The organism is Candidatus Methylacidiphilum fumarolicum, assembly GCF_949774925.1.
In the GTDB taxonomy this organism is placed as follows: Bacteria; Verrucomicrobiota; Verrucomicrobiia; order Methylacidiphilales; family Methylacidiphilaceae; genus Methylacidiphilum; species Methylacidiphilum fumarolicum.
Genome location: NZ_OX458932.1, coordinates 674,895 through 691,137, shown reverse-complemented (window position 1 = coordinate 691,137; position 16,243 = coordinate 674,895). Strand labels below are relative to the sequence as shown.

14 protein-coding genes and 1 tRNA gene are annotated in these 16,243 nt (G+C 38.8%); 7 read left to right on the top strand and 8 right to left on the bottom strand.

From position 1 onward, the window contains the following. Positions 1-7: 7 nt before the first annotated feature. The 3 genes from QOL44_RS03070 to QOL44_RS03060 form a co-directional block, all read right to left on the bottom strand. On the bottom strand, positions 8-1,828 hold the full coding sequence (locus QOL44_RS03070; RefSeq protein ID WP_228343273.1) for an ArnT family glycosyltransferase: 1,821 nt from the start codon (positions 1,826-1,828) through the stop codon (positions 8-10). 148 nt (positions 1,829-1,976) lie between these two features. Then, positions 1,977-2,363: a hypothetical protein gene (locus tag QOL44_RS03065; RefSeq protein ID WP_134372622.1), complete on the bottom strand. Its 387-nt coding sequence runs from the start codon at positions 2,361-2,363 to the stop codon at positions 1,977-1,979. A 202-nt stretch (positions 2,364-2,565) separates the two neighbouring features. Next, the gene (locus QOL44_RS03060) at positions 2,566-3,609 is read right to left on the bottom strand and encodes an HlyD family secretion protein (protein ID WP_009061006.1); all 1,044 of its coding nucleotides are present in this window, start codon (positions 3,607-3,609) and stop codon (positions 2,566-2,568) included. Positions 3,610-3,693: 84 nt separating this feature from the next. On the opposite strand from QOL44_RS03060, the gene QOL44_RS03055 reads away from it, so the two are divergent. Then, positions 3,694-4,317: a TetR/AcrR family transcriptional regulator gene (locus QOL44_RS03055; protein ID WP_244230910.1), complete on the top strand. Its 624-nt coding sequence runs from the start codon at positions 3,694-3,696 to the stop codon at positions 4,315-4,317. Between the two features lie 78 nt (positions 4,318-4,395). Continuing rightward, positions 4,396-4,950: a DUF2062 domain-containing protein gene (locus QOL44_RS03050; protein ID WP_009061010.1), complete on the top strand. Its 555-nt coding sequence runs from the start codon at positions 4,396-4,398 to the stop codon at positions 4,948-4,950. Between the two features lie 65 nt (positions 4,951-5,015). On the opposite strand, the gene QOL44_RS03045 is transcribed toward QOL44_RS03050, so the two are convergent. The 4 genes from QOL44_RS03045 to QOL44_RS03030 all read right to left on the bottom strand — a co-directional run bounded on the left by QOL44_RS03045 (position 5,016) and on the right by QOL44_RS03030 (position 10,155). Next, the gene (locus QOL44_RS03045; RefSeq protein WP_009061012.1) at positions 5,016-6,815 is read right to left on the bottom strand and encodes a DUF4340 domain-containing protein; all 1,800 of its coding nucleotides are present in this window, start codon (positions 6,813-6,815) and stop codon (positions 5,016-5,018) included. Positions 6,816-6,836: 21 nt separating this feature from the next. Further along, positions 6,837-8,315: a GldG family protein gene (locus tag QOL44_RS03040; RefSeq protein ID WP_009061014.1), complete on the bottom strand. Its 1,479-nt coding sequence runs from the start codon at positions 8,313-8,315 to the stop codon at positions 6,837-6,839. Between the two features lie 40 nt (positions 8,316-8,355). Further along, entirely contained in the window at positions 8,356-9,105 is a 750-nt protein-coding gene (locus QOL44_RS03035) for an ABC transporter permease (RefSeq protein ID WP_009061016.1), read from the bottom strand. A 111-nt stretch (positions 9,106-9,216) separates the two neighbouring features. Further along, entirely contained in the window at positions 9,217-10,155 is a 939-nt protein-coding gene (locus QOL44_RS03030) for an ABC transporter ATP-binding protein (RefSeq protein ID WP_009061018.1), read from the bottom strand. Positions 10,156-10,334: 179 nt separating this feature from the next. Between QOL44_RS03030 and QOL44_RS03025 the strand changes: the two genes are divergently transcribed. From QOL44_RS03025 to QOL44_RS03015, 3 genes are all read left to right on the top strand, one after another. Continuing rightward, the gene (locus QOL44_RS03025; RefSeq protein ID WP_009061020.1) at positions 10,335-11,099 is read left to right on the top strand and encodes a ParA family protein; all 765 of its coding nucleotides are present in this window, start codon (positions 10,335-10,337) and stop codon (positions 11,097-11,099) included. Between the two features lie 64 nt (positions 11,100-11,163). After that, on the top strand, positions 11,164-11,712 hold the full coding sequence (locus QOL44_RS03020; protein ID WP_009061022.1) for a ferritin: 549 nt from the start codon (positions 11,164-11,166) through the stop codon (positions 11,710-11,712). Positions 11,713-11,770: 58 nt separating this feature from the next. Next, positions 11,771-11,844, top strand: a tRNA-Arg gene (locus QOL44_RS03015). A gap of 97 nt (positions 11,845-11,941) precedes the next feature. Here the strand turns inward: QOL44_RS03015 and QOL44_RS03010 are convergent. Next, a complete protein-coding gene (locus QOL44_RS03010; RefSeq protein ID WP_009061024.1) occupies positions 11,942-13,189 on the bottom strand; it encodes a M20 family metallopeptidase in 1,248 nt (415 codons plus the stop codon). A 115-nt stretch (positions 13,190-13,304) separates the two neighbouring features. On the opposite strand from QOL44_RS03010, the gene QOL44_RS03005 reads away from it, so the two are divergent. Both QOL44_RS03005 and QOL44_RS03000 read left to right on the top strand, forming a co-directional pair. After that, entirely contained in the window at positions 13,305-14,888 is a 1,584-nt protein-coding gene (locus QOL44_RS03005) for a TldD/PmbA family protein (protein ID WP_134372625.1), read from the top strand. Then, positions 14,885-16,228: a TldD/PmbA family protein gene (locus QOL44_RS03000; protein ID WP_009061028.1), complete on the top strand. Its 1,344-nt coding sequence runs from the start codon at positions 14,885-14,887 to the stop codon at positions 16,226-16,228. Before QOL44_RS03005 ends, QOL44_RS03000 begins: the two co-directional genes overlap by 4 nt. The last annotated feature ends 15 nt before the right edge of the window (positions 16,229-16,243 follow it).

Genomic DNA, 16,243 nt, shown 5'->3' with positions numbered 1-16,243 from the left:
TTATAATTTATTCATTCCTATGGTTCAGAAGCAACACGCGAGTACCACTTTTTTCAATCGGAATGAGTTTTGCAGCGTCTATTTTAAAACGTTCTGCCCAGTAAGGCATTGAGACTTCTTCAGTGATAAGAAACACTTTTCGTTTTCCGTTCCAATAATTTTCAACATCCTTTTCAGTTAGATAATATTCACTACCTAGATGAAGGCTTCTCTGTGCAAATTCTGCCTTTGGATTCGCATGGACCCAGAAAATCGGAGAATGATTTAAGTAAAAAAACAAACCCGAAGCAAAATTGGGCTCGCTATCAGAAATAACAATATCGTCCTGAGTAATAATATGGTTGATTTTTTTAGCTAGCTTCATCGAAGAAAAATAATCACTGAGCAAGCCAAATCCTTGACCAGCTTGATGAAGCGGATAAATCATCGTGAAGGCAAGAAATATCCCGGCCAGGAATCTTTCTTTTTTCAAAAATAACCAATAGGCAATTATTCCACCAATTAAAAAGCTGAAGGATGCCCTATACAAAAGAGGTACAAAATTTTTCCATGTGCTAAAGGAAAACCCGAATATTGCAGACAAAAAGGTGTCTCTTTTTTCCAATGGCTTCGCCCATATAGGATGAATACCCTTACTATGATCAATAAAAAGTGCTACTAAGATCCCACCAAGCCCTATAAGTACAATAAGAAGCGAGGGCAGGCTAAAATAAATAGGATTCTTCGTTTCTTTTTGTTCAAGACAAAAAGGTTTTGCCAGAATCATAATCAAGGCTCCCCAACAGCTCATCGCATAGTAATCTTGCAAAGAAGAAAAGGTCACAGACAAAAAGGTTGTTAGGATCCAACTAATTAACAGAGAGCTTTCCCACTTAAAGAAAGGCTTATCTTTTAGTTCCCATAAAGAACCCAAATAGAGGGTCCAAGGAAGCAGGAAAATGAAATGCTCAAGATAAAACTGCAATATTGGTACTGTTCCTGCATCCGGAGGATTCCGATGATTGAGGGCATGCCCGAACTGTTCATTTAAAAAATGCTCACGGAGAAAGCCGGGCACTTTATACTCAATAGCCACATACCATGGCACAAACATTAGGAAAAAAAGGACAATGCCAGGCCACCAAAACAAGTTCAGCCATCTTTTTCTTAGTTTGGGGAAAAATAATACTGAGAGTCCACTACTGAGTAGAGGATACAAAACTGCATGCAGTCCCTTGGCCAGCGAACCAAGAGCCATGACAAACCACGCAGCTAGGAAATATCGTTTTCGGCCATCCCTTATACCTAGATAAATAAAGAGTATAGCATAGGTAACAGCTGCTGAAAAAAAAGGCTCAGGCATTAAAATGTGGGTAAAAATGAAAAATCCAAACGCACTTCCAAGCATTAGACAGGCTAACAGTCCAAGTTTTTCTCCACCCATAGCACTGCCAAGAAGATAGATGCCAATAATCCATAAGACTGTTGCAATGCCTTCAGGAAGTCGTGCTGCAAACTCATTGATGCCAAAAAGTTTGTAAGATATTAGAATGCTCCAGTAGACCAAAGGAGGTTTTTGTAATCTTGGAACTCCATTGACAGTTGGTAAAATCCAATCATTTCGTTGGATCATTTCTTTTGCAGCCCCAGCATAAAGGCCTTCATTGTCATCAAAGATGACTGGACCACGGCTTTCTTCAATATAAAAAAAGGATAGGACCAATAGGAAGAAAACCGAGGCTAGAGGAAACGAAGGAAAGGCTGATAATTTTAAAAAGGGAAGCGTTCGTTGTTCTATTTCTTCTTCGTTAACTTTATTGAACCGAAAAAACCACATTAGTCGTTCCACTCCATAATAATCATTGAGCTTGGCTAAAGGACTTTCTTTCCTTTCAGATTATAGCAGTTTGGGTCTATACCATGAAAAATTTCTTTAAGAAATGCAATGTTAAATTAGTGTCTAAAAGAGAAAAATATTTTAATTTGATCACTTTTCGTCATCCAATTGTGGGGGAAACCCCGTCCTTCAGGTCGAGAAGGGATAGCGCGGCATCGTAAGCCACCCCTGTTGCCCCATCTCTTTTCTCCAATGCTATCTTGGTCCACAAATATTCATAAGGGGATAGAAAAGTGGTTTCTCTCAGCCTCCCCTTCCCAAGGCTTACATTCCATCCGTCCTTCGGCAGTAACGGAGCTGAGTTGGCGTTCCCAACTCGATCCCCTCGGAAAAGCACACGACCGGCTAGCCGCCTGCACAGGAGAAGGGAACCTTCGGCGCTTTGCCTTTCGCCAGCCTGATCCCCTTCTTCCAGGATCCAGGACTGAGTAAGCATCCTGGAGTAGATCTGGTCTTGCCTATCGCTCACGTAGTTACTTCTTTGCATTGCCACAGCTCCGTAACTTACCCTAGGCAACTCAGCTTATAGCTACCTACAAGCCCCTCCTTTCAGAGAAGGGTAGTTGACTATGAGAGTGTATGTGATGCCCTTGGTTATTGATCAACTCCCTTTTTTTTATCCTTTCTAGGATGATAGGAAAGAGAATGCAAGCGAAATAGAGGCAAATAGGGAATAAATGAGAAGAAAACTATCTTTGTTTCTTCGTATTTTTAAGAATAAAGGCTAGCACTACACCTATTCCAAAGCCAGTAAGAATTAGGACAATAGACCAAAAGAAGCTTACATGAAATTTTCCAACTTCTACCGTTGGAACAACAGAGAAACCAGGACCAACTGTTTCGTCACTAGCTAGGGGTTCATCAAAAAGGATCTTAACGGGTACTCTCTGGACCACTTTAACATAATTCCCTGTTGCATTTTCTGGTGGCAGAAGGCTAAACTGCGCGCCACTGCCTCTTTGAATACTATCTACATGGCCCTTATAGCGATGATGAGGATAGGCATCGATTCGGATTTTAGCTGCTTGACCAGGACGCATAAAAGTAATCTGTGTTTCTTTATAATTCGCTACTACCCAAAGATCAGGAGGAACAATATCAAAAAGGGTTTGTCCCACCTCGACGTATTGTCCTTTTTCGACCGATCGCATGGTTATTCTGCCATCTTCCGGAGCATAAATTCTGGTATAACCAAGTTGCAGTTCATAGAACTTTAAAAAGGCTTCGGTGGAAAGTTTAACAGCCCAAGCGGCATCCACTTGAAGTTGGGAAACAGCAGAAGACCTAAGGATTTCTTTCATTCTTTTCCACTCCGTTTCAGCCCATTCTTTATTGGCTTGAGCAATGGCTACTCGTGATTGATAATCTCTGGGATCAATCTCGATTAACAGCTGTCCTTTTTTAACATCCATATTGTCATCAATATAATAGCCCACAACATGGCCAGCAACTTTGGGAGCGATGCGAATGATATGTCCTGCGATAAAGGCATCATCAGTGGTTTCGTAGGATGAGAAATACTCGAAAAGCAAATAGGCAAGAAAAAAAATTAGACTAAAGATGAGTCCATAGAGAATCGACTTTATAAGGAATGCACGCAAACCCTTTTGCTCCTCTGTCTTCGAACCCTGAGAGACTGTAGTCAAAGATGGTTCTTGCTCGCAGGAAGAGGAGGAACCAATAGCTTCCCGCTTAATTCGACTTTCTTTGCGGTTTAAGAGTTTAAAGCCCATAAATTTTCTTTTCGAGACGAAAATTTAGATAAATTATAAATAAAGGGTTGACTGAAATCAGTATGTGATTACTTACTTACCTAAATGGACTTGTCAATGGAGAAAGCTCGAGAAATCCCCTCTGGAAAACAAAAAATTCTTAACGCAGCTAAAAAACTGTTCGCACAAAAGGGGTTTGCAGGCACCACCACCCGAAATATCGCTCAATATGCCAATGTTAACGAGGCCTTAATTTATAGATATTATCCAACCAAAAAAGATCTTTATCTAGCTATCATTCGATCGAAAATTGATCAGCTCAATGTGCTTAAGGAAAACTTAGAAAATCCTGAGCAGAACCGGGAAGGGGTTCCTGGGTTTTTAAAACAAATAGCTACCCAATTATTTAGCTCTGTTAAAGAAGATTCCGATTTTCTCCGACTTCTTTATTTCAGCGCTCTTGAGCATCATGAGCTATCAAAAATGTTTTGCGAATGTTTCGTAGTGGAATTACGGAAGAAACTCGAAAATTATGTTTCTATGTTAATGGATAGAAACATTTTCAAAGCATTGAACCCTTATTTGGTCTCTGTCGCTTTTATTGGTATTATCTCTCATTATCTAGTGGCAAATACTCTTTTCGAACTAGAGACTCCACAGATTTCAGAAACAGAAGTTATTGACAACTTTATTGAAATCTTCCTGAATGGCGCTTGTAAAAAAGAATAGCAAAAGTTTTATTTAAGTTTTTTTTTTCTTCCAAAGATCTATCTTGCTATTCTTTAAGCTAGGCTTATTGCTATATACATGGGGAAATCGTCTGAAGGAGTTGTCAAATCACAACCTAAAAAAAAGAATCTTTTTTCCTATGTCTCTCATCATTTCAAAAAAAGTCATACCATCCTTCGAAAATTGCCTGTATCTGCTCACTCTATAGCCTTTGGTTTTGCTATTGGCGTCTTTTATGGATTTACTCCTTTTTGGGGATTCAAGACGATTTTAGCTATTGTATCAGCTTGGCTTGTTCGTGCAAGTAAGGTTGCAGCAGCTGTAGGTGTTGCTGCTCATGATATTGCTTTGCCCTTCGTTCCCGGACTAATGTGGCTTGAATATAAAATTGGGTTGATTGTGCTTGGTCAAAATAGCCATCAATTTAATAAGACACTGTCCAAACTCCAACACCTAGAGCTCAAACAATTAATAAGTTGGCAGGAGATTTATAATTTAGGATGGCCAATGTTCATAGGCTCCTTGATCATAGGATTGCCTCTGGCAGCCATTTCCTATATTTTAGTCTTTAAAAGCATAAAGAAATATCAAGAAATCCAAAAAGCTGAAGAAGAATCAACGCATCCTTCCTGAGAATCGACCATTTGTATTCCTCACCCTTAGTTTTTGTGTTTAGTCATGAACAACATAGCCAAAGCCTATTTTGCTGCTTGAGGCATAGCTTGCTGCACAGTAGTTTTTGTATGTAGTGGTTCTACCAGCCTCTTATAAACTGAATCCTCTAGTTCGAAGGCTATCGGAGTGCCTTCCAAGAGAGCATACCTGCCACCTGTTGGCGAAGCAACTCCAATGAGTACTACGTAATTCTTTTTGGCATGGATTGTAATTTTCGCTTGGGGCTTGGAAAGTTCCATTCCCTGAGAAGGAGGCCCAATCCACCTCACCGCTTTGAGATGCGCTAACAACTCAAGGCAATCTTTGGCTTTCTCTTCATCCAGTCCGGATATGCCTGTGGCTATAAACTTCCCCTCTTTTCTCTGTACAGTAAAAGATTGATTCCCAGAGATGACATCCCATTGAGATATTTCTTGAGGATCCAATTGGATAATCGAGAGATCCTTCCAATCCCATGGATCTTTAGGGAGCGTTTTGATAAATGAATCCTTAATAGCATAAACAAAAGGTTCAATAGAGTTTTTGGCATAGATTAGTCCATTTTCATCTTTCCCTAAATACAGCTCTACCCGCTGAGATTTGTCGGTGGTTAGTCCAGGATTAAATTCAATTTCTATATCCTCTTGGGGATTTTCCAAACCATAACCTTTTACCTCCATCTGTTCTTGTTTAATATCTTTGGCTTCCAGATTACGTAACGCCTCTATAAACTCATTAACCTTATTTTTATTGGCAAGTCCTTTCTCTGTTTCTTCACTTTGCCAATCACTGCCTTTTTTCACATAAACCAATTTGAGGTCTTTGTTCCGAAACCATATCTTTTCAACCTGCTCTTCTGAAAAAGTAGGAAACACATGCTTGTCACGAATATCTGAAAAATTCTGTACGATCTTATTGACTGCATCTGCTTGGATCGTAAAGACCGAATTACTCGAAGCCATTTTCGCATATAGCTCCTTTGTATCTGACGGCAAGGAATTACCAACCAAAAGCTTCTCTTCCTCCTTCTTATCTGACTGATTGATCCAAATTTGATATCTTGGGCTATCTAATCCGTATTGATTAAGGTTGGACCCATCATCAGCAATAAACTTGTCAATATGAAGCGAATGCAATTCATTAAACCAATCCTCTAATTTGCTCCCATCAGCCCTTGCCATAACAGGTTTTTGAAGTTCCCACTGCTTTCCTTTCTTTAAGACTATATAATCAGAAAAGGAAGGGCCATTGAGTTGTCTAATCCCGCATTTGTCAATCGAAAACTGATTGAAATGAAAAACAACCCGACTGCGCAAATCATCTAAGCCTTTCTTTAAAGACTCCGCCATACTAGAACTAATCAAATAAATTGGGCCATTGGATCCTGTAGAGGTTTTTGCATAAACCAACTCGCTTACAGCTGTTTTCCGACCAACAATCAAACTGTGTGTTTCTTTTGAAGTTTTAAAATAGATTTCTAGAGATGGATTAGAAAATCCCCATTGTTTTAAAATATCGCCACTGGGAATCTCATTCTGGGGAATTTTCCTTCGGACTTCTAAATATTGAAGATCGATCAGATACCGATCGATTGTCCTTTCATCAGCATCAGCATGAATTGGAGAGATTATCTTCCATTGATTTTCTTTTTTCTCCAAGGTAACGGATTCACCAGGTGATTTAATTTGTAACCAATTTATTTCACCCGCTTCAATATGAAAAAGTTCATTTTCCGTTCTTTGCCTTTCTTCCGTAGACTTCTTACCCTTGTCAAAAAAATAAATGTATCCAGTCAACAAAGCAACAATGATAGATAGGATGAGGGTTGAACGAAAATTTTTCATCTTCTTTCTCGTTGTCTTTGGTCATCTTCTTCTAGAAAAATACATCCCTACCCCAAGCACCAAAAACGCAAAAGGAATGGTAATCAAGCAGATCATAGCAACGGTCTGTCTTTGGGAAGCTGGAATGCTTAATCCAAATTCCTGAACAGATTTTGGAGCAATCCCTAGGGCCATTTCTTTCTGAAGCATCCAATTTAGCAAGTTAATGAAAAAATCAACCCCATCAGGTTTTATATTCTGATTGGCAAGAAAGGAGGAAGACCCAACGGCTGCAATCCTTGTTCCGAAAACATGAATCCCTTCCTTGCCAGGAACCTCACCCCCATCATAAACAGCAGCTAAAATTAGAGGACCAGGAATATCAACTCCTGGATCATATTTAGGCCTTTCTTCTTCTTTCCAATTAACCTCACCCCAAAATCCCTCTGGAGTTTTTACTAAGGCTGTAACCTTCTTGACATTAGGATTAGAAGAATCCGTCGACAAGGCTATGGAGCGGCAATCAGGCAGCTGAAGGGTATAACCAATCATTGGTTTTACCGCAGGATGATCGGCAAAATGAGTCCCTGCGGCTTTATCGATAAGCATCTCTCCTCCAAGGCCTCCAACTAGTCTTCCAATTGCAACCACTTTATCATTTTGAAAGATTATTCCGTATTTTGAAAGCAATGGCTCTAAGCCTGAATTGGAGTTTGAGCCTTCAAGAACTATTAATTTACCTTTGGAATCCAAGTAATGGGTTATGGCTTGAAGTTCAGAAGGAGAGAGAGGATTTTTGGGTCCAGCAATGACCACAACTGCAGCATCTTCTGGAACAGCCCCACTTTCCAGCAAATTCAGGTTCAGTGGTTCCATATTTTCCTTACGAATTTGAGTTGCAATAATCCCATAGCCTCCCGGTTGATTGTAATTATCTATGTTTCTTTCACCATGCCCCGTCAAAAAGTACACTTTGGACGGCTTCCCTTCTACTACAGATAAAATAGCTGCTGTAAATTGTTGTTCCCCTTTAAATGCCTTAATGGAAGGGGATTGGCCAAACATTGCTACCGAATTATCATACTCAACTAGTTGATTATCATTTACAAACTTATGAAAATTTTTGTATTCAAAAATAATAACATTTTCTTGTAAATCAAATTTAAGTCTTTTAGCTAGTGCTTCAGCTCTTTCAAGATTTAATGCAGGATCGATATGCTCTATAATGATTTTGTTGCCTCCATAATATTTATATTCCTTCAGGAGGTTGTCTATATCGGATTGAAGCTTTGAATTTGTGAGACAAACGATAATTTTAACTGGCTCCGGTAAAGACTTTAAAACATTAATCGTTTTGGAAGAAAGAGTATACATGCCCCCTTTGGAGAAATCCTTACGATAATAATATTTATATCCCAAATAATTGACTATCCAAACTATGGCAAACATCAATAAAATGGTCAGTATGTTATTGATTCTAAGCTGAAATCTCAAAGGATGAGACACCGTGACTCCTTTCATAGCTGCCTTCCCAAGCTTCTTTTTGTAATTTTTTTCCTTGTCATTCTCTGAGCCTTCTCCATTCCAAAATTTTTTCAGTAAGAAAGAGGAAAAAGAAAGTGGCTGAACCCAATAAAACAACAGGTCTAGAATCGAAAATACCCCGTGAAAAAGTATCCATTTGATCCAAAAATGAAAGATAAGAAATCATTTCCCGAGTCTGACCACCAATTCCCAAATAAATCAAAAAACTTAATGAGAAAATGAGGAAAATAAGAGCAAAAGAAAGAATGGCAGCAATAATCTGATTTTTCGTAAGGGACGAAACAAAAAGGCCGATCGATATAAAGAACATTCCAATGAGAAGAAGCATTAGGAAAGGGAGAACAATCATCCCTGCACTCATCCCAAGGGAATGTCCATAAACTATCCGCAACACCGCTAAATACAATGCCATTGGCATCCAAAGAACAGAAAAGAAACAAACAGAGCCTAAAAACTTGGATAGCACTAATTCCCATTCCCTCACAGGGGCTGTCAGAATCATCTCAATGGTACCCAATTTGTATTCTTCAGCAAAAGACCGCATCGTTAAAACGGGTACTTGAACAAGGAGCAAAAACCAGAAAAAAAATGCATTCATGCAAGCCTGCAAAAGAGTAAATTCTTTGATATTATTGATCGAAAGGTAGTTGAGCCAAAAAACAAAACTAGCTCCATTGATCAAAGAACAAGAAAATAGAAGGATATAAGCTACTGGAGAGACAAAGTAGCTTTTCATTTCTCTTTGAAATAAAGTCAAAAGAGCCATAATACATCCTCATCCAAAAAAATATTTTCAAAAAAAAGGTTTTTTTTTCTATTCACCGTTTTTAGAACAACCACCTATTACCAAAACCTCTTCTACAGAAAATTAGCTGCTTCAATCTTGTGTTAATTCGACAAAAATATCCTCTAAGGTTGCTTTTATTCTTGACATTTCTCTTATTTTCCAACCATTTTTCTGAATTACATTATAAACTCCATCTCTGATATCATTTCCAGGTTTAGGCCATACCTGTAGGATCACCCATCCTCCTGGATATTCTTCAACAATTTCTGCTTCCTCAACTTCCTCCAACCGTTCGAAAGCTTCCTTCGCCACAGAGGGCTTACAAAGGATTTCAAGTCGAATCGCTCCTATATTTCCACCTCTAACAAGTTTTGAGAGATTCTCAGGAGTATCCGCAGCTTCTATTTTGCCCTTATTTATAATTAAAACTCTACTACAGACGGCCTCGACTTCGCTCAAGATATGAGAGGACAAAATGATGGTATGGTGTTGGCCCAAACTCCGAATTAATTCCCTGACCGATCTAATCTGATTGGGATCCAAGCCAATAGTTGGCTCATCTAAAATCAACAATTCCGGATCATGCACCAATGCATCCGCAAGGCCCACCCTTTGTCGATACCCTTTGGATAAATTTCCAATCATGCTTGAAGCGACATCTTCAATATGGCAAAGTTTTAAAACAGATTGTACCCTTTCATTGAGCATCGAGCCCCTAATCCCCTTGAGTTTAGCTCTATACCTTAGATACTCATTTACTCTTAAATCCGTATATAGGGGAACATTTTCTGGCATGTACCCTACTCTTTTCTTAACCTCCAAAGGTTTCTGAAGAACATCAAAGCCGGCTACTTCTACTTTTCCACTAGTTGGAGGGAGGTAACAAGACAAAATACGCATGGTCGTCGTTTTTCCTGCCCCATTAGGACCAAGGAAACCGACGATTTCTCCTTTTTTTACTTCAAAACTAATTCCCTGCAGTGCCGTATAACCTGAATACGTTTTTATCAGATTTTCAACCTTGATCATGAAAAAGAGATTTTAATATTAAAACATTATAAAAAATGTCAAGTTAATCCATTTTCCCACCTAAAGCAGATACAGAAAAGACAAAGGAAATTAGCTAAAATTCAATTTTATTTTAGCTCAAATTCAACAAGAATGTTAGTTTAGTTTTCTTTTATTAATGATAATTGAACAAATGGACAATGAAATTTATTTCGATTGCAAACCAAAAAGGAGGGGTAGGGAAAACTACAACAGCAATCAACCTTTCCGCTTGTTTAGCTGAAAAAGGATATTCGACGCTACTGGTCGATGTAGACCCCCAATCCAATGCAACGAGTGGAGTGGGGTTTTCCCTTGATTCTGGAAAAAGTTTATTCCCTGTTTTAATTGGTGAACAACTTTTAAAAGACCAGATAATTTCTACTCCCTACATGAATTTGGACCTTATCCCAGCAAATCTAGAATTAGCCAATTGGGAAAATCAACAGCATGATCCAATCGAATCTTTTTCTTTTTTTAGAAAAATCTTTAGAGAATCCCTTATTGGAACAGCCTATCAGTATGTTATTCTTGATTGTCCCCCAGCCTTAGGATTACTCATGGTCAACTCGATGGTTGCTGCTGATTGGCTAATCATTCCTATTCAATGCGAATACTACGCTTTAGAAGGATTGGCAAAAATGTTTCAACTGCTTGATAACCTTAAAAAACTGGTTTCATCAGCCCCCAATATTTTAGGAATACTGATGACCATGTATGATAGCAGAACAAATTTAAGTCAACAGGTCGTTGAAGATGTCCGCAAACATATTCCCAACCTTGTATTTGATACAATTATTCCAAGAACAGTCCGACTAGCGGAAGCCCCAAGCTATGGAAAGCCTATCACTCTTTACGATCCCCACAGCATAGGCTGCATTAGCTATAGAAAATTCACAGAAGAATTTTTAAAAAAAATCAAATAATCCCATTCTATAGATAAAAGTTTTTAGAAGTTTTTTTCTTTCCTTTTCTATCAATTATATTTAGATGATAGGTATGCTTATAAGCCAAAAGATAGTCCCTTCTTTATATAAACAAATCGGCAGTGAATTTCAGGCTTTTGTTCTTTATCTTGCTATCGGTTCCTATTTCGAAATAGAAGCCCTTCCAGAACTCTCAGCCTTTTTTTTCAAACAAGCCGATGAAGAACGTCAGCATGCTCTGAAATTTATAAAATTTTTAATTGATAATGATATTCCTGTCAGTATTCCAGCAATCGGAGCAGTAGATTCTTCTTTTAAAGATCCAGAATCTGCTATCAGTTTATCCCTTGAGAGAGAAATAGCCGTGACGAAGGAAATTCATGATCTAGTTCGATTAGCCAAAGAGGAGAAAGACTTTACATCAGATAATTTTCTTCAATGGTTTGTTAAAGAACAACTTGAAGAAGTTACGGTTATGGATCAGCTTCTGAAAATGATAAGGAGAACCGGAAAAGATCAAATCATGCTTGTAGAAGATTATCTAGCAAGAAAAAACCGATTAAGAGAGAAAATTTCCGAAGCTGAGTCTTCTATGGAGAACCCTAACGATTGAGCCAGACTCTTTTCTTTGAAGATATTCTCTAGCGGCTGCGCATCTCAAGAACTCAATGGCACCCGTAGCTCAACTGGATAGAGCGTCGGCCTCCGGAGCCGAAGGCTTTGGGTTCAAGTCCCGACGGGTGCAATAACCTTAAAATTTAAGTCAATAACGCTCTATTCTTTTCATAGGAGAGAGTCCCTAAAGTCCCTGCTTTTCTTTGCTTTAATAACCAAAAACTGACTCAAGACAATGGAGAAGAAAGGAAGGTCGCATAAACTTGTGTCGTTTCAACCAGATCCTCAAGAGAAGTTTTCTCATCAATCGCATGGATATCTTTACCATCGACACCGTATCCAATTGCTTCGCAATTCTTGGCCTTTGCAAAAAAATGCATATCCGTTGCCCCTCTGTTGATAGTAAAAGTTGCTTTGCCTCCTTTTATTTTTTCAACAGCCGATTTAAATGACTTCGTAAAGTTTGAATTATACCCAAGAGCGCAAGGTTCAGTTTTGTGGATAATCTCTATTTTTATTTTCGTTCCTCTTTTCTTGGCCCATTTTTCTATAGCTTCCCTAATCTCACTTTCGACTCGATCCATCTTTTCTGATGGAGTCAATCTACGGTCAATTGTAAAAGTAGTCTCTGCAGAAACGATGTTAACTTTTGAACCAGGACCAGAACCAACCACACCTCCTATATTGACAATAGGTTTTAGTTTTTCTTTTGAAGGAGCCACATAGACCCTTTTTGTATCTGCCAAAATTTTCTTAAAAAATCTTTCCAAAAATTCAACCAAATGGACCGTTTCTAAAAAGGAGTTAACTGCCTTTTGCTGATAAGCCGTGTGGGTTGAAGTCCCTAAGACCCTTATATTCAGTTGAAGAATTCCATTATGTCCTATCCCTATTTTCTTTGCGGATCCTCCTTCACAAACGACCACAAAATCTGGTTCCACCAATTTATTTTTCACCACAAACCCAGAACCCAATTCTCCACCAATTTCTTCATCAGCGACAAGAGCAAACTGAACATTATATAGGGGATCAATTTTTAAGGTTTTCAATGCCTCCACAGCAAAAATGCTTGCGGCAAGAGATCCTTTCATATCTGCAGAACCCCTTCCATAAATCCACTTATCGTCTTTTTCTCCCCGGAAGGGATCATGCTTCCATTTTCCCGAAACAGGGACAACATCATAATGGGAATTAAAAAGGACCGTTTTGGGAGCCTTAGCATTCCATCGGGCTATAAGATTATAGCGAGGAAAGGAAAGGAAGGCTTCTCCCAATTGCTTCTCTACTATTGCATCAGGCACTCTAACAATCTCTGTCTCTAATCCAATCTGCTGAAGTTTCCTCTCCAAGTACTCAACCATTTCTGCGTATTGCTTGCCAGGTGGATTAATGGTAGGGATTTGAATAAGGTGTTGTAAAAATTGGAATAATTTTTCACGATTGTTGGAGATCCATTCGGTCAAAGCATCATGCATAAAAAAGTTATCCTATTCTTTTAGAAAACTATCAGTCAAGCAACTTCTTCTCCTTCCTAATTTTCTTTTTAAGTTGAATAGCCTACCCATTATTCTTATATAAGATATAATTATATTGAACTGCGATAGAAGAAACTTTATCAAAGGATTAGCAGGAAGCTTGCTTTCCTTAAAAATGCCCACTGTTTTTTCTGGCCCTCTCCCAGATGCTTTTTGGAGTTACGACCAGAGCCGGAGAATAGCTACAGTTGTTGCGGAATCAGCCCTCCATACAGCTAGACTCTATGGTTGTCAATTTTCTGATATACGCATCTGTTGGATCCTTAAAGAAAGAATTATTTCAAGAGAAAATAGAATCGAAGAACTGGGAGGTAGTTTTGAATCTGGAATAGGTATTAGAGTCCTTTTCGAAGGAACATGGGGTTTTGCTTCTTCGAATCTGCTAGATCCTAATGAAGCTGCGGAAAAAACAAAGGAAGCCGTTGAAGTAGCAAAAAAATGCCTCAAATTGAATCCAAGACGGGTGGAATTAGAAAAATTGCCACAAATCCAAGGACAATGGCATCAAGATGTGTTAGTTGATCCTTTTGGGGTGCCTTTAGAAGAAAAAACATCGTTTTTACTCGACCTTAATGACAAGGCAATCAAAGCTGGGGCTGATTTTTGCCGATCCTTCTTCTTATTTCACAAAGAACTTAGAATATATGCCTCCTCTATTGGATCCTGGATTGAACAAACATTCCTTAGAACCTATCCAAAGTTTATCGTTACTGTAGTTGACAAAAAGGAAGGGAAATTTGAAAGCAGGTCAAGTTTCGAGCCTCCGAAATCTGGAGGTCTAGAAATCATTGAGAAAAAAGCCTTTGAGCGTGAAGTAGTTGAAGCGACCCATCAAGCTAAAGAAAAGCTGCATGCAAAATCCGTTGTTCCTGGAATAAAAGACCTTGTACTCCATCCAACCAATCTTTGGTTAACCATTCATGAAACCATAGGCCATTCTACCGAATTAGATAGGGTCATGGGACTTGAATCCAACTATGCTGGGACTTCTTTTCTAAAAGTTGACCAATTGGGCAATTTTGATTTTGCCAGCCCCATTGTTACCATTAGAGCCGATCGCAATCAGCCAGGTGGTCTGGCTTCCGTTGGATATGATGACGATGGGATTCCTTCTAGTTGGTCAGACTTTCTTATCATAGAAAAGGGTATTCTTAAAAACTTTCAAATGGCTATTGGACAAGCACATTGGATTGGCAAAGAAAAATCCAACGGTTGCAGTTACGCTCAAAGTTATAATTTTTTCCCCATCCAGCGGATGCCCAATATTTCTCTTGTCCCAAGTGAAAAAAAGGAACAACTTAAGGATCTCATTTCAGGAGTGGAAGATGGCATCTATATCATTGGGGATGGGAGCTGGAGCATCGATCAACAAAGATATAATTTCCAATTTGGTGGACAACTCTTTTATGAGATTAAAAATGGAGAGATCCGACAAATGCTTCGGGATGTTATCTACCAAGGAAACACCCAGTCTTTTTGGAAATCCTGTGATGGGATTTGTAGCAAAGAAGAATATAAACTGTGCGGGACTCTTTTTTGTGGGAAAGGAGAACCTTCTCAATCTGCACCAGTCTCCCATGGAGCTGTTCCTGCTAGATTTAGGAATATCACTATACTAAATAGCCGTTTACATTCATGATACTTTCCGAATCTGAAGCAAGAAATTTTCAAAGATCTATTCTTTCTTTATCTAAAGCCAACAGCTTATCAGTAGAGATAAAAGGCGGCCAATTTGTAAACATCCGCATAGGGAGAAATGCTTTAAATACTAATGGCATTGAAAATTCTCTTAAAATTACTTTAAATTCTACCTTCGAGAATAGAACGGCCAGTTACACAATCGATCAGCTTGAAATGTCTGCCATTGAACGCGGGTTAAGACGCTGTGAAAAGCTTGCGCAGATTTCTCCTCCCGATCCTGAGTTCTTACCGCCTCTTGGTCCACAACACTACACCAGCAGTTTTTCCTACTCTGAAAGCATGGGGAGCCTCTCAATAGAAAACATTGTTGAAATAGCTGTTAAAATACTGGATGTACTAACTCAAAATCAAAACCAGCAAATTGAACTTAGTAGTTTTATAAAATTCCAGAAATACTTCATCTGCATTGCCAATAGCAATGGGCTTTTTGGATATCAAAAATTTGCTAATATACAATTGACAGCCACGGCAAGAACAAACGATGGCCTTGGTTCGGGCTGGTCAGGAGCGTTCGTTTTTAATATTGAGGAAATAGATCCAGAAAAACTAATTGAAACTGCTATCCAGAAGGCTACTTTAAGCAAAGAGAAGCTTTCTATGGCTCCTGGCCACTATCCTGTTCTTCTTGAACCTACAGCCGCTGTCGATCTTATTGGTCTTATGTTATTTTCTATGGATGGGCGGGCAGCTGATGAAGGAAGAAGTGTTTTTTCAAAGCCAGGTGGGGGGAATAGAATTGGAGAGCCTCTATTTCCATCCAATATAACAATCTACTCTGACCCTTCCAACAGGCAGGCTCCAGGACAAGTCTTTTCCAATGATGGACTACCTTGTCGAAAGATTCCATGGATTCAAAATGGCATCCTTTCTAACCTTATTTATTCTAGATATTGGGCAAAAAAAAATCACAAAGAGCCTATCCCCGAGCCATCCAATATTTTGATGAGAGGATCAGATATCACTCTTGAAAAAATGATTCAAGATATAGACAAAGCCATTTTAGTTACAAGACTATGGTATATTAGAGAAGTTGATCCTCAATCCCTTATCTTTACAGGGCTTACGCGAGATGGCACATTTTTGATTGAAAAAGGCAAAATCTCTAAAGCGGTGAATAATTTTAGATTTAACCAAAGTCCTTTGACAATGCTTCAAAGCGTTCAGCAGATCGGCAGAGCAGTTAATTGTATAGGATCTGAAATTGACGATGTCCCAGCGTTAATTCCTCCGCTTTTAGTGAAAGACTTTTACTTTACATCGACATCCGAAGCCATCTAAGTTTTTCAAAAGACG